General features: G+C 37.5%; 17 protein-coding genes. 2 read left to right on the forward strand and 15 right to left on the reverse strand.

Annotation, left to right across the window (positions count from 1 at the left end; all coding sequences use genetic code 11):
- Positions 1–177: 177 nt before the first annotated feature.
- Positions 178–2,286, reverse strand: a complete 2,109-nt coding sequence (locus tag B096_RS0103940; protein WP_018579477.1) for a 5'-nucleotidase C-terminal domain-containing protein — start codon at positions 2,284–2,286, stop codon at positions 178–180.
- Positions 2,287–2,489: 203 nt separating this feature from the next.
- Between B096_RS0103940 and B096_RS0103945 the strand changes: the two genes are divergently transcribed.
- Entirely contained in the window at positions 2,490–2,954 is a 465-nt protein-coding gene (locus tag B096_RS0103945; protein WP_018579478.1) for a hypothetical protein, read from the forward strand.
- A gap of 12 nt (positions 2,955–2,966) precedes the next feature.
- Positions 2,967–3,173, forward strand: coding sequence for a helix-turn-helix transcriptional regulator (locus B096_RS0103950; RefSeq protein WP_018579479.1), 207 nt, complete (start codon positions 2,967–2,969; stop codon positions 3,171–3,173).
- 33 nt (positions 3,174–3,206) lie between these two features.
- Here B096_RS0103950 and B096_RS0103955 read toward each other — a convergent pair whose 3' ends face one another.
- The 14 genes from B096_RS0103955 to rplO all read right to left on the reverse strand — a co-directional run bounded on the left by B096_RS0103955 (position 3,207) and on the right by rplO (position 12,991).
- Positions 3,207–4,076 carry an N-acetylglucosamine kinase gene (locus tag B096_RS0103955; RefSeq protein ID WP_026254111.1) on the reverse strand — a complete coding sequence of 290 codons (870 nt, stop codon included), beginning with the start codon at positions 4,074–4,076 and terminating at the stop codon, positions 3,207–3,209.
- Complete coding sequence (locus B096_RS0103960) at positions 4,073–5,161, reverse strand: DUF871 domain-containing protein (RefSeq protein ID WP_018579481.1); 1,089 nt, start codon at positions 5,159–5,161, stop codon at positions 4,073–4,075. Before B096_RS0103960 ends, B096_RS0103955 begins: the two co-directional genes overlap by 4 nt.
- Before the next feature lie 9 nt (positions 5,162–5,170).
- The gene (locus B096_RS0103965; protein WP_018579482.1) at positions 5,171–5,476 is read right to left on the reverse strand and encodes a hypothetical protein; all 306 of its coding nucleotides are present in this window, start codon (positions 5,474–5,476) and stop codon (positions 5,171–5,173) included.
- Between the two features lie 71 nt (positions 5,477–5,547).
- Positions 5,548–6,828 (reverse strand): PTS sugar transporter subunit IIC, encoded by a 1,281-nt coding sequence (locus B096_RS0103970; RefSeq protein ID WP_018579483.1) that lies wholly within the window; start codon positions 6,826–6,828, stop codon positions 5,548–5,550.
- Positions 6,829–7,299: 471 nt separating this feature from the next.
- A complete protein-coding gene (gene rplQ, locus B096_RS0103975) occupies positions 7,300–7,662 on the reverse strand; it encodes a 50S ribosomal protein L17 (RefSeq protein WP_018579484.1) in 363 nt (120 codons plus the stop codon).
- Positions 7,663–7,673: 11 nt separating this feature from the next.
- The gene (locus B096_RS0103980; protein WP_003775232.1) at positions 7,674–8,633 is read right to left on the reverse strand and encodes a DNA-directed RNA polymerase subunit alpha; all 960 of its coding nucleotides are present in this window, start codon (positions 8,631–8,633) and stop codon (positions 7,674–7,676) included.
- A 32-nt stretch (positions 8,634–8,665) separates the two neighbouring features.
- Complete coding sequence (gene rpsK / locus B096_RS0103985) at positions 8,666–9,055, reverse strand: 30S ribosomal protein S11 (RefSeq protein ID WP_003775229.1); 390 nt, start codon at positions 9,053–9,055, stop codon at positions 8,666–8,668.
- A gap of 28 nt (positions 9,056–9,083) precedes the next feature.
- Positions 9,084–9,449, reverse strand: coding sequence for a 30S ribosomal protein S13 (gene rpsM / locus B096_RS0103990; protein WP_003775228.1), 366 nt, complete (start codon positions 9,447–9,449; stop codon positions 9,084–9,086).
- Between the two features lie 15 nt (positions 9,450–9,464).
- Positions 9,465–9,578, reverse strand: a complete 114-nt coding sequence (gene rpmJ / locus B096_RS0103995) for a 50S ribosomal protein L36 (RefSeq protein WP_018579485.1) — start codon at positions 9,576–9,578, stop codon at positions 9,465–9,467.
- Positions 9,579–9,601: 23 nt separating this feature from the next.
- Positions 9,602–9,820 carry a translation initiation factor IF-1 gene (gene infA, locus B096_RS0104000; protein ID WP_003775226.1) on the reverse strand — a complete coding sequence of 73 codons (219 nt, stop codon included), beginning with the start codon at positions 9,818–9,820 and terminating at the stop codon, positions 9,602–9,604.
- The gene (map, locus tag B096_RS0104005) at positions 9,817–10,587 is read right to left on the reverse strand and encodes a type I methionyl aminopeptidase (RefSeq protein WP_018579486.1); all 771 of its coding nucleotides are present in this window, start codon (positions 10,585–10,587) and stop codon (positions 9,817–9,819) included. The genes infA and map overlap by 4 nt, the downstream gene beginning before the upstream one ends.
- Positions 10,584–11,234, reverse strand: a complete 651-nt coding sequence (locus B096_RS0104010; RefSeq protein WP_018579487.1) for an adenylate kinase — start codon at positions 11,232–11,234, stop codon at positions 10,584–10,586. The genes map and B096_RS0104010 overlap by 4 nt, the downstream gene beginning before the upstream one ends.
- Before the next feature lie 18 nt (positions 11,235–11,252).
- On the reverse strand, positions 11,253–12,551 hold the full coding sequence (secY, locus tag B096_RS0104015; RefSeq protein WP_018579488.1) for a preprotein translocase subunit SecY: 1,299 nt from the start codon (positions 12,549–12,551) through the stop codon (positions 11,253–11,255).
- Positions 12,551–12,991, reverse strand: coding sequence for a 50S ribosomal protein L15 (gene rplO / locus B096_RS0104020; RefSeq protein ID WP_018579489.1), 441 nt, complete (start codon positions 12,989–12,991; stop codon positions 12,551–12,553). The genes secY and rplO overlap by 1 nt, the downstream gene beginning before the upstream one ends.
- Positions 12,992–12,994: the final 3 nt, after the last annotated feature.

Below are 12,994 nucleotides of genomic sequence, written 5' to 3' on the forward strand. Positions count from 1 at the left end.
GAATTTAAAGTTATAAACCATGGAAGATTGTGTAAAATTCGTGTGAATGAAAGACGCAATATCAAAATATTTTTCACCCATTAAATTTTATTTGAGGGTGGAGTATGAATGACACTCTTTTAAAAATTTTATTATTTTATAAAAGAAGACTTAGATTTCTAAGCCTTCTCCAATTTATTATTTTCGATGATTACGTTTAAGAAGCATCCATCCCATCGTCGATAGCGTTGCCCCAAATCCATAAAAGGAATTTGAAACGATTCCAGTCTTTGGTAGCGTTGCTGTATTCGTTTTAGATACATTGGTTTTGACATTATCAACCGGTTGTTTCGGTGAAACACTTGGTTTTTCGATTACCACGACATCTTTTGGTTTTAAGTTAGCCAACGCACTATCAATTGCCTGAACTGCGGAATCGATATCGTCTTGCGTCACAGGATGTACCACACGCTTACTTAACTGTGACAATAACGATTCTGCCTTTTCAATTGCATCTGATAAGGTTTGATAACTTTCTTCTGTATATACTGTTGGATCAATCTCTTTTGCTTTTTCCATTGCCTTTACGAGATTCTCCGTAACTAAGATTGGTTCTTGTGGAATAACGTAATCTTTCTCAAGCATGGCAAGAATGCGTTGTGGATTCAAAGTCTCGTTATAAACATTCCAATCTATCGCAGGATTGTTTTCAAGGAATTCCGCAAATACAGTGTCTAAGGATGGACCCTCTTCTCGTGGCCCCCCTAACATTGTGTATCCGTCCCCACCAGCCGCAAGGAAGTCGTTAGTTGCCATGTGATATGTTTTTGTCAGATCGACTGGCAGATATGTATCTTGAGTGGCGTCATAAATATCAATTCCAAGAACGCGGTTGAATGCTTCCTTGGTTGGGTCAAAATGAATGCGGATTGTGTCCGAAACATGTAAGAAGCCCCCATTTGAACCCAATTTTGGAAGTCCGTTATGATCGAGTGCTTCTTGAACATCCGTACGCAATGAGAATTCAAACATGTCCCAAACCTGCTGTCCACTAACGGATATTTGCGACATTACGTTTCCAAACGGTAACACACTAATTACATCTCCTAATGTGAGCGGACCGGCTTTTAAATCTGCACGAATTCCACCACCGTTTACAACTGCAAAATCCGTTGGGTTTTTAAATCCTTCTTTGCCATATGCAACCATCGCATCGGTGATAATATTACCGAGGTTGGTTTCTTGAACACGTACAAAATCGCGTTGACCGTTAAAGTTTATTGGATTATTCTCAACAACAATTGCCGAAGTGGTTTCTGCATAAGAAGCATCTGATGCTTTAATGAGATCTAGAATGTCAGGATCAGGTTCTATATCCGTTTCCTTAAGGGAAATAAGTTCAGCAGTACTGGATTTAAAATCATCCAGATTTAGCGTTACAACCCCTACATTATTCAGGTGCTCTCCGGTCTGAACGAGCACGACATTATCCCCAACATGGATGCCTTCTTCAATCGGTGTATGTGAATGACCATCGACAATCAGAATTTTTTTGTCCTTCGTTTGAGCATTTTCAGAGAGTGTCTTTGCAAGCGTATCCGAACGCCATGCTACTTTAGTTTCATTATCAATACCCAAGTGTGTCAAAACAACAAAGATATCTGCATCTTTATAAGAATCCTTTGTCATTTCTTCGATAACCATCGGAATTGGGTCTTTCCACGAGATTCCTTCGATATTTTTAGGATGGGTTTTTGTCTGAGTTTCTGGCGTGGTCGCACCCATAACAGCAATTTTATATCCCTGTTTCTCAATGAGGGTTGAATGACTATTAGGTTTTTCAATCATTTCAGAAGCTTTAAAAACTTGTTTTTGGTCTTCTGTATAGATTGTATTCACAGATAATAGGGGGAAATCTAAAATTTGGCCAAATCCTTCTTCTTTTCCCAAAGCAACTGCGGTTCCAAAGTCAAATTCATGATTACCAACAACCATGGCGTCATAACCCACGGCATTCATAATATGGGCCATACCTGCTCCCTTATCAACATTTGAAATCGGTAATCCTTGAAATGCATCACCGCCATCAACCATGAGTAAGGGGTTTATCTGATTTTTAAGTGTTTTAATATGAGCAAGACCGAGTGCCTTTGTACCAAATCGGCCATGCATGTCATTTGTATGCATTATCGTTACTGTGTTCTTTTGAACATCAGATTCGTTTGCATACGTCGACTGGACTAAATGTCCGGGAGAAACAAGCATTAAAAGCGAAAAAACTAAAACCATAATTTTGGATTTTTTCATTGTATCAATCCTCCTACATTATTAAGAATATGTATATTACGTGCCAAGTTCAAGCACGTTTCGATGAATAATTACCCTTTTGTGCATTTCCGCAAGTTAAAACAAATGTTGATCATATATTGCGTTATACAAAATCAGTCATAGTAAAGTTAACTTGACAACAATATCCTCTTAATGTAAAGTTAGGTTTACAGGAGGTTTTTATGAAAAATATACGTAATCGTGTGATTTATGTCACACTTCTTGTTTGGGGGTTCTTAGGAACCATGCTCCAATTCGATAAAATAAAACGACTCATTGCTGTTGATGCTGGAATTTCACCCGTTGCGTCTCAATTTAAAATATCGATTATTTGGGTCGTGGTATTTATCACATTTGCACTCACCGTACTGTTGGTCTATAAGAAAAAAAGTGGAACATCGTGGAGATTATTTTTATTTGAAGAAATTGATCAACTTGATGAAGATGAACGGAGTATCCTAATTGATGCCCCTGCACGGCGCTTTGCAGGCAATATAATGATATTGGTTGTACTGCTCTTTCTTTCCCTAATGATGATGGGTCCGATTTCAATCCAAAGTAACACCATTATTGGTGCACTTGGACTCCTTTTCACAATCTATGAACTCTGTTATTACTTTAAATTGCGTCATTTATACTACCAGTAGGAGGTTTAAGCAATGATCATCAATCGAATTCGAGATGTTCGTGAATGCCAGGGTTTAACCCAACAGCTATTTGCGGAGCAAGTTGGAGTTTCGCGACAAACCATTATTGCATTGGAGAAAGGTTCGTATAACCCCTCTCTAGAGCTATCGTTTAAATGTGCCCAGGTCTTAAATTGTTCCCTCTATGATTTATTTGAATATCAAGAAAACACCGTGTAATGAAGATATATCCTTCATCACACGGTGTTTTTTTTATTTGAGTAAAATATAAGCTGCATACTCAACAGAATTTGTTTGCTCGATAAAGCAATAGTCTGTATCAAGATGCTTCAAAAGCTCTTCTCGAACGGTTTCATTTTTCAAAAGTACACCACCCCCGAAGGCAATCGGTGTTTTACCATTAAGTTCGAAACTATTGGCTAAACGTGCAAGTTCATAACCTGCTGATTGATATACAGAAGCAATATGCTCCAGATGCACACATGATGCAGCAATTCCACTTATCTGAGCTACAAAATTACGATAGTTTTTAAAATTCTTATTTGCTAATATGACTAAATCATAAGGGGCATTTAATTCAAAGTGCTTCATGATGCAGTCATAAAAGGCTGTTCGGGGTAACCTACCATCTGCCTCTTGTGTAAAGATGCTCAACAATTGCCGACCAATCCAAAATGCACTGCCTTCATCACCTAATAAGTAGCCAAAACCACCACGACGATCCATAGCGCAACCAATCTTACGCATTGCAATCGATCCAGTGCCAGCAATAAGATAGACGCCATCTTGATTCTTTAAAGCAGAGGTCATAGCAAACTGCGCATCACTCATGATAAGTGCTCGAGGAAAGACAGACCAAATTGCTGTTTCAATCTGAGCGCATATATGCATATCACTACCATACCCTGCAGTTCCAATCGCGACAGCGACGATATCAAAATCATATCCTAATTTTTCAAAAACAATTCGTCCTTTGTTTAGAATTGATGCAATACCATCAAACCCAACCTGCATATAATGCATACTCTCAAAGACTCTTGAGTCTAGTGGATTTCCCATATCATCAAACATCACAAACCGTGTATAAGTGCCTCCAGCATCAATACCTAAATAATATTTCATAATGTAAAGCTAAACTTTTGCCATGGTTTAATACGATCTAACAAGATGAGTTCTTGTTCTTTGATATGGCCGACGACATTCGATTTGCCTGTATTTTTCATGTCTTTCATTGCAATCTGCAATTCACCAGCATAATGTCCGAATAAACTGCTCTCAATGATGATATCTCCACGGCGAATCACGTCAGGAGTGTTAAATACTTTAAAATCATGACCTTTATATTTCACGCGGGACATTGTTGAACGAATAAGATAGTCGTTGCGATCACCGCGGTTAAAGTGAGGCTCTTCAAGTACAATTTTCTTTTCGATTTCAGGAATATCTGCAACAAGTTCGACAGACAGATTAAGTTTTAATAAATTAATTTTTTTAACTGCTTCAAGTTCTGCTTTGCTTGGATAGCAATTTGAAATAATAATGTCATCCACCACATTCATCGCAACATAATCTTTTATTTGGACATCAAGGGGTAGATATCGATGTTTTTCTAATGTTACGAGTCCATCGGATACAGGCCAAGGTCCATAAGAACCGTCTGCTTGGCTTGTCACGAAGGCAGCCGAACGCAAGCCGTATTTTGTAAAGTTTTTAGTACACTTATGGAAGTATTCTTCATTTAAGCCCGAATAAGGATGAGGATAAAAATTATGACATGCAATGAGGTTATATTGATTTGGCTGATAATCCATAATGGTATCAATATAGTGTGTATCATTACTCATATTTATTTCTATCTTTAAGTCATACGGATTAAAAGTCATCATGGCTTCTTCACTACCACCGAAGCCCGCATCCAACCGTAAACCGTCTGCTTCTATTTCCGCAAAAAACGACAGGTCAGAATAACTAATCTCTAAATCTTTAAAAACACGGGGACTTACATCCACAATAATTTCAAAACCTTTTGAACGTGCATAGCGATTAATTTCTAGAAATTCATCTTTGATAACGTTTTTGGGCTTGTCGACGGATAACAGACACGAAAAGATTCGCGAGAATCCTGCCTCTGCAGCATCGTCGATATAACGTTTCATTTCATCTACTGACGATTTGTCAGGATATATAGATATACCTAATTTTCTCATAAATTCTCCTTATATGTATAAAATTTCATAGATCCAGAATACAGATATGAGACCTATTATGAATGACAATACAATAAATGTAAGCCAAAATGTTTTACTAAAGCCTTTATCTGTTTCGATAAAGAAGAAACAGAAACAAGTAGAAAATGCAGTTAGTGTGGTGAGCACAATTACACGTAGCCATTTTAAATCCAATCCTAATTGATTCAAGATTGCTGGAAAGAAAAATGATCCAACGAGGATGCTTCCAACGATTATAAATGCACTTTTAAAACTAACCACGGGTGCTGAATTACTTTTTTCATATCTGTACATATTATACCTCTTTTTTATTTAAAGGGACCTTGCATTCGCAAGGCCCCCGCTTAAATTATAATTTTATAATTTTAATTCCCTGCTTGTTCTTCTTCAAGAAGTTTCTTGTCATACATTTTGAAGAATGGGTAATAGATTACAACAGACACAATAATTAATATAATATTTAAAATTGCTGCTCTGAAATCGCCACCTGTCGCAATGTAGGCACCAATTGGTCCAGGCAATGTCCAAGGTGCTGTAACAATAACACGGCTCACAAGCCCTGCTGATGTTGCTACCCAAGCAATAATTGTTCCTATCATTGGTGTAATGATAAATGGAATAATTAGGATTGGATTCATAACAATTGGAGCACCGAAGATGATTGGCTCATTAATATTGAAACATGCTGGAATAAATGCGGTTTTTCCTAATGACTTAGCATAAGCTGATTTTGAGAAAAATGCCATTGCGATTGCTAATCCGATTGTAGCACCTGAACCACCAATCCAAATAAACCATTGGTAGAAAGGTTCAGCACTAATTGCTGGTAATGGTTGACCTGCTGCTGAAGCAATTGCATTAGTATCAAGTAGTTGTAACCAAATTGGTCTTGCTAGTGTACCAATGATTGATACACCATGAATTCCAAATGACCAAAAGAAGGTTACAAGGAATACGATTACTAATACACTTGGTAATGTATCCGCTGCATGGACAATCGGTGCAACAAGACCAGCAATGAATGTATGCCAGTTAAAACCAATCCAATAAGTAATTGTTGCCATTAATACTAAAATAATTGCGGTTGGTACAAGTGCTTCAAATGAGCGTGCTACAGATGTAGGCACTTGAGGCGGCATTGAAATCTTGAAGTTAGATTTATCCGTCCAACGGAAGATTTCAACGGCTAAGATTGATGTGATGATCCCCACAAACATACCACCACCACCAAGGTTTGCCATTGGTAGTACCCATCCTGAAACTTCTAATCCAGCATCTGCTGGAACATTTACAGGAATAAATGTTAATAAGAATGCTGCGGTTGCGAGAATTCCCCCTGATAATTCATCAAGCTTGTATGATTTTGCTAAACTTGATCCAATACCAAATGTAGCATACAAAGTCATAATTGCCATTGTTAATCGGAATGGCAATAGAATTTGTGCTGCGTTCGCTTTAAGGAATTTATAAATCCCCCAACTTTCTGGTAATGGTGGTGATGCTAGAATTAAAAAGAACGATCCAACTATGATTAGTGGAAGTGTCGCTATAATCCCGTCACGAATTGCGCGTAAATGACGCTGGTTCGCAAGTTTAGCCATTGGTGCAGATAATTTCTCATCCAAAAACTTTACAAATGCATCCATATTTCTCCTCCTTAGTACGTTAGTACTTCTAACACTAAATTACCTTATTTAACGCATTAAGTCAAATAAAAATTTCATATTTAAGAATAATATTCTGAAATTTTGTTTCTTTCTTCACATTGTTTCACAATATGATGTAAGCGCAACCACTATATACTGGTTTATTTGATGATACGAACAATCTTATCTATCTTTCTTTTCATAAAAGAAATAATTTACATTTATTTCATATAACCGTAATTATCTTGTTACAATTCGATTTTAAAGCGTCTTTTCCGCTGCACCATATTCGTTTACCTAATTTTGAATTTGATACCGCTACGACTGTTTAAATCGTTGACAACACATAAAAAACCGACTCAGCTAAAGCTAAGTCGGTTTAAATCGAGTATTTAATTGAGTAGTTCTCGAGACAGAAGCTATAATCCTCTGTGCATCCACTCAGTTATCTGCTCGTACCACTAGAAATTATTAAACGAATTCAATAATTGCCATTGGAGCTGCATCACCGCGACGCATTTCTGTTTTGATTACACGTGTGTAACCACCATTACGGTCTGCATATTTAGGTCCAATTTCATCAAATAGTTTTTGAAGAGCTGTTTGACCTGTTTTTTCGTCAGCAACAACGTTAAATACGATTTTAGCTGCTTCACGACGAGCATGTAAGTCCCCGCGTTTTGCAAGAGTTACAAGTTTATCAGCAACTGAACGGAGTTCCATTGCTTTCTTTTCTGTTGTTTCAATTCGACCATGAACAATTAAGCTTGTTGAAAGATTGCGTAGCAATGCTTTACGGTGAGCTGAATCACGACCTAATTTACGGTTTTTCATTCTATTTCCTCCTATTCAAATGATTTAAAGCCTAATCCAAGATCATGGAGTTTGTCTTTAACTTCTTTAAGTGACTTCTTACCTAGATTACGAATGCGCATCATTTCATCTTCTGTTTTAAGTGTTAATTCTTCAACAGTTTGAATACCTGCGCGCTTTAAGCAGTTATATGAACGAACTGACAAGTCTAAATCTTCGATCATCATTGTTGCCATTGGATTTTCAACGCCTGAAACATCAGGTTTAATCACAGATTCTGTTTCATAAACTGAATCCTTGATTGCAACAATTTGTTCTAAATGATCCATTAAGATTTTTGAACCTAATGACAACGCAACTTGAGGTTGAATTGAACCATTTGTCCATACTTCCATAATTAAACGATCGTATTTAGAATCTTGACCGACACGAGTCGGTTCGATGTGATACTTAACTCTTTCAATTGGAGTATAAATAGAATCTGTAAAAATCGTGCCAATTCCTTGTGATGCATTTTGATAGATTAATTTGTTTTCATCAGAACTTACATAGCCACGACCATTACGAGCTTTAAGCTCCATCTCTAACACTGCACCTTCTGCAAGTGTTGCAATAATGTGATCTTTATTCAAGATCTCCACATTTGCTGGGCATTCGATGTCAGCTGCTGTAACAACTTTAGGACCTTTTTGTGAGATTCGAAGTGTATACACTTCTTCATCTTGAACATTTAAAACAAGATCCTTAACGTTGAGAACGATACCTGTAACATCTTCTCCAACGCCTGCAATTGATGTGAATTCATGATACACACCCTCAATTTTAATTGAGTACACTGCTGCGCCTGGTAAAGATGAAAGGAGTACACGTCTTAGCGCATTCCCGATAGTATTACCAAAACCACGTTCAAGTGGTTCGATAACGAACTTACCATAATGTGCTGTTTCATCAAATTCTTTTACTTCAAATTTCGCACGTTCAAACTTGTTCATCTATGAATACCTCCTTGTTATAGTTTATATTATTATCCACGTGGACGTTTTGGTGGACGGCATCCATTGTGCGGAACTGGTGTAACATCATTAATTACACTAATTTCTAGTCCTGCTACTTGAAGTGCACGAACTGCCGATTCACGACCTGGTCCAGGTCCTTTAACACTAACTTCAACTGTTTTCATACCATGATCAACTGCCGCTTTAGCTGCTGCTTCTGATGCCATTTGAGCTGCATAAGGTGTTGACTTACGTGAACCCTTGAAGCCTAAAGCACCAGCACTTGACCAAGCGATAACATTTCCTTGTTCATCCGAAATTGTAACAATAGTATTGTTAAATGTCGAATGGATATGTGCAACTCCGCGTGCTATATTCTTGCGGACACGACGTTTACGAGCTACTTTTGCTTTTGCCATTACGTTTTCCTCCTATTAATTAACCTAATTATTTCTTCTTATTCGCTACTGTACGACGAGGTCCCTTACGTGTACGTGCATTTGTTTTTGTACGTTGTCCACGAACTGGTAAGCCACGACGATGACGGATTCCTCGGTTTGAACCGATTTCCATTAAGCGTTTGATGTTAAGGTTAACTTCACGACGAAGATCCCCTTCAACTTTGATTGATTCTACTTCACGACGGATTGCATTAACTTGTTCTTCAGTTAAATCTTTAACGCGGATGTCTTCACTGATTTCGCATTTTGTTAAGATTTCTTTTGATGTTGTTAAGCCAATACCGTAGATATATGTTAATGAGACTACTACACGTTTGTTACGTGGAATGTCAATTCCTGCTATACGAGCCATTAATATGACGTCCTCCTATCCTTGTCTTTGTTTGTGTTTTGGATTTTCACAAATAATCATTACTTTACCTTTGCGTCGAATAACTCTACATTTTTCACACATTGGTTTTACAGATGGTCTTACTTTCATAGTATTATCCTCCTAAAACTATCTTATTTATGTCTAAATGTAATGCGCCCACGTGATAAATCGTAAGGCGAAATCTCAACAGTCACGCGATCTCCCGGTAAAATGCGAATGTAGTGCATACGGATTTTACCAGATACGTGAGCTAAAATTTCATGACCATTACTGAGTTCCACCTTAAACATTGCACCTGGCAATGTATCAAGAACTACTCCATCTACTTCGATAACATTTTCTTTGCTCATGAGTGTTTAAAAGCCTCCTTTGTTCGAGTTAAAATTTCATAACTATCTTCAAGAATTACTACTGTATGTTCAAAATGAGCTGTTAGGGATCTGTCCTCTGAGACAACGGTCCACTCATCATCCAATACAGATGTTTTATTGGTTCCAATTTGAACCATCGGTTCAATCGCAATGACCATATTTTTGCGAAGTAGCGCTCCTTTGTGAGGAACACCAACATTGGGTACGTAGGGAGCTTCGTGCATCGATGTGCCGACACCGTGTCCTGAGTATTCAACAGGGAGTCCGTAACCATGAGGTTGAACCACTGTCATTACTGCATGACCAATATCTCCTATACGATTTCCCGCTACAGCAGCTTCAATTCCTGCAAATAACGACTCTTCAGTTACTTTTAATAAGTTTTGTGCTTCATCACTTATTTCCCCAACAGGATATGTCCAAGCATGATCGCTGTAATAACCTTTATAAATAGCGCCAACATCAATTGTGATAATGTCGCCATTCTTGAGGACTACCTCTGAACTAGGAATACCATGAACTAAAACTTCATTTACCGAAGCACATATTGAACCCGGAAATCCATCATAACCAAGAAACGCTGGTGTTGCACCTTGACTTAGAATATAATTACGTGCAATATCATCTAAGTGTTTAGTTGATACGCCAGGTTTAATTGCCGCTTTGACCGCCTCTTGGCACTCAAAAGCAATCCTACCGGCTTCACGCATTAAATCTAATTCACGTTCAGACTTGGTTGATATCATTTAACCGCCTCCAAGATGTTTTTTATCTCATTCATAACATTTTCTGCAGGTTGAGATGCATTAACGTCACGAACTAAACCTTTTTCACGATAATAATCGATAACTGGTTTTGTTTGGTTAATATACTCTTCAAAGCGGACTTGAAGTTTTGCTTCATTATCGTCACTTCGTTGGTATAGTTCTCCACCGCAAATATCACATTTAGATTCTACTTTAGGTGGATTGTTGTCAATATGATAGATTGCACCACAATCTTTACATAGACGACGGCCCGTAATACGACTTACAAGCTCCTCATATTCTACCTCAAGATTGATAACTAAATCAATAGGGCGGTTAATATCATTTGACATTACCTCAAGTGCTTCTGCTTGATGCAAGTTACGTGGATATCCATCCAATAGGTAACCATTCAAGCAGTCATCTTTTGAGATACGCTCTTTTACCATGCGGTCGGTTACTTCGTCAGGCACAAGCTTTCCTTGATCAATGTAAGATTTTGCTTCAATTCCAACTGGAGTAGCATTTGAGATAGCTTCTCTAAACATATCTCCAGTTGAAATGTGAGCAACATTGAACAATTCAACAATATGCGCTGACATTGTACCTTTACCACTACCAGCAGGACCCATGATTAATAAATTCATAAACTGTCCTCCTAATTGTTATTTGTTAAATAAACCTTTATATGAACGTTGTGTCATACGACCCTCAAGTTCTTTAACTGTTTCTAGGGCAACACCGACAACGATGATGATACCTGTACCACCGATTGCTGTACTTGCTGGAATTGCTCCTTGTGTAATCATTGGTAACACATGAGGGAGTAGTGCTACAAATGTTAAGAATAACGCTCCTAAGACCGTAATACGATTTAGGATTGTACTAATGTAATTTTTGGTATCTTTACCTGGGCGAACGCCTGGGATGTAAGATCCATTCTTACCAAAGTCTTCTGCAATTTTCTCAGGATCGACTTGTAAGTGTGTGTAGAAAAATGTAAATGCAATAATTAACAATGCATAAACAATTAATCCCACAGGTTGTTGTAAACTCATCGTTGTTGTCATAAATTTATAGAAACCACTATTTTGGTTAATCCAACTCATAACAATAACTGGTGCTTGCATAATTGCTCCAGCAAAAATTACTGGAATAACTGATGCAGAGTTAATCATTAATGGCAAATGGTTCATGCTCTTACCACGTGTAGTACCACCTACGTTTGATGTATATTGAATTGAAATCTTACGAACAGCACCGTTCATATAGATAACAAGAATAATAATCGCTAAGTATAAGAGTACATAAACTGCACACCATACAAAGCCCATAGTTGTACCACCTTTAGTCATTTCAGCAAAAGCGCCTTTAAATTGACTTGGTAAATTTGATACGATACCTGCGAAAATGATCATGGACAATCCATTACCAACACCCTTTTGAGTGATTTGATCGCCAAGCCATAATAGGAACATCGTTCCCGCTGCCATAACAGTTCCCATAAAGAAGTAGTCCGCTACAGTACTGCTCAACAGAATCTTATGTTGATTGTTGAGTAAGCTAATAATTCCAATCGCTTGAACGTATGCTAACACCACTCCAAGATAACGTGTAATACGGTCAAGTTGTAATTTACCTTTTTGACCAGATTTCGTTAACTCAGTTAAATATGGTATAACATCCATTGATAACAATTGGATTATAATTGATGCTGTAATGTAAGGTCCTACACCTAGAGCGAAAATTGAAAATGATTGGATAAACCCTCCACCAAGAATATTCATCATTCCAACTAATGTATTTGAATTTAGTTCGCTTGCCATTGATCCTGCGACTTTAACGCTATCGACGTTAGGAACAGGAATAACTGTCCCTAGTCGATAAATCAATAACATTGCAAGTGTGAAAATGATTCTTATTCTGATTTCTTTATTTTTGAATAAATCAGTAAAAAATCTCATTAGATTACCTCTACTTTTCCACCTAATTTTTCAATACTTTCTACTGCTGATTTTGAGAATGCGTTAGCTTTAACAACTAATTTTTTCTCTAATTCACCTTGACCTAAGATTTTAACTCCGTCAAGTGTTTTTTTAATAATTCCTTTTTCTAAAAGTGCTTCAATTGTAACTTCTGCTCCGTCTTCAAATACGTTTAATGAGCTTAGGTTTACAACTGCGTAATCCACACGGTTAATGTTTTTGAATCCGCGTTTAGGAATACGTTTGAACAATGGTGTTTGACCACCTTCAAAACCTAGTGCAACACCACCGCCACTACGAGCATTTTGACCCTTGTGACCTTTTCCTGATGTTTTCCCAGTTCCTGAACCTTGTCCACGACCAAGTCGTTTACGATCTTGGCGTGCACCTTCATTGTATTTTAATTCATGTAATTTCATAAA

This window comes from Erysipelothrix tonsillarum DSM 14972 (genome assembly GCF_000373785.1).
GTDB classification, from domain to species: Bacteria; Bacillota_I; Bacilli_A; order Erysipelotrichales; family Erysipelotrichaceae; genus Erysipelothrix; species Erysipelothrix tonsillarum.

Coding starts and splice junctions, on each gene's coding strand:
- B096_RS0103940 (WP_018579477.1), bottom strand. CDS start 2,286: ATGAAAAAATCCAAAATTATGGTTTTAGTTTTTTCGCTTTTAATGCTT.
- B096_RS0103945 (WP_018579478.1), top strand. CDS start 2,490: ATGAAAAATATACGTAATCGTGTGATTTATGTCACACTTCTTGTTTGG.
- B096_RS0103950 (WP_018579479.1), top strand. CDS start 2,967: ATGATCATCAATCGAATTCGAGATGTTCGTGAATGCCAGGGTTTAACC.
- B096_RS0103955 (WP_026254111.1), bottom strand. CDS start 4,076: ATGAAATATTATTTAGGTATTGATGCTGGAGGCACTTATACACGGTTT.
- B096_RS0103960 (WP_018579481.1), bottom strand. CDS start 5,161: ATGAGAAAATTAGGTATATCTATATATCCTGACAAATCGTCAGTAGAT.
- B096_RS0103965 (WP_018579482.1), bottom strand. CDS start 5,476: ATGTACAGATATGAAAAAAGTAATTCAGCACCCGTGGTTAGTTTTAAA.
- B096_RS0103970 (WP_018579483.1), bottom strand. CDS start 6,828: ATGGATGCATTTGTAAAGTTTTTGGATGAGAAATTATCTGCACCAATG.
- rplQ (WP_018579484.1), bottom strand. CDS start 7,662: ATGAAAAACCGTAAATTAGGTCGTGATTCAGCTCACCGTAAAGCATTG.
- B096_RS0103980 (WP_003775232.1), bottom strand. CDS start 8,633: ATGAACAAGTTTGAACGTGCGAAATTTGAAGTAAAAGAATTTGATGAA.
- rpsK (WP_003775229.1), bottom strand. CDS start 9,055: ATGGCAAAAGCAAAAGTAGCTCGTAAACGTCGTGTCCGCAAGAATATA.
- rpsM (WP_003775228.1), bottom strand. CDS start 9,449: ATGGCTCGTATAGCAGGAATTGACATTCCACGTAACAAACGTGTAGTA.
- rpmJ (WP_018579485.1), bottom strand. CDS start 9,578: ATGAAAGTAAGACCATCTGTAAAACCAATGTGTGAAAAATGTAGAGTT.
- infA (WP_003775226.1), bottom strand. CDS start 9,820: ATGAGCAAAGAAAATGTTATCGAAGTAGATGGAGTAGTTCTTGATACA.
- map (WP_018579486.1), bottom strand. CDS start 10,587: ATGATATCAACCAAGTCTGAACGTGAATTAGATTTAATGCGTGAAGCC.
- B096_RS0104010 (WP_018579487.1), bottom strand. CDS start 11,234: ATGAATTTATTAATCATGGGTCCTGCTGGTAGTGGTAAAGGTACAATG.
- secY (WP_018579488.1), bottom strand. CDS start 12,551: ATGAGATTTTTTACTGATTTATTCAAAAATAAAGAAATCAGAATAAGA.
- rplO (WP_018579489.1), bottom strand. CDS start 12,991: ATGAAATTACATGAATTAAAATACAATGAAGGTGCACGCCAAGATCGT.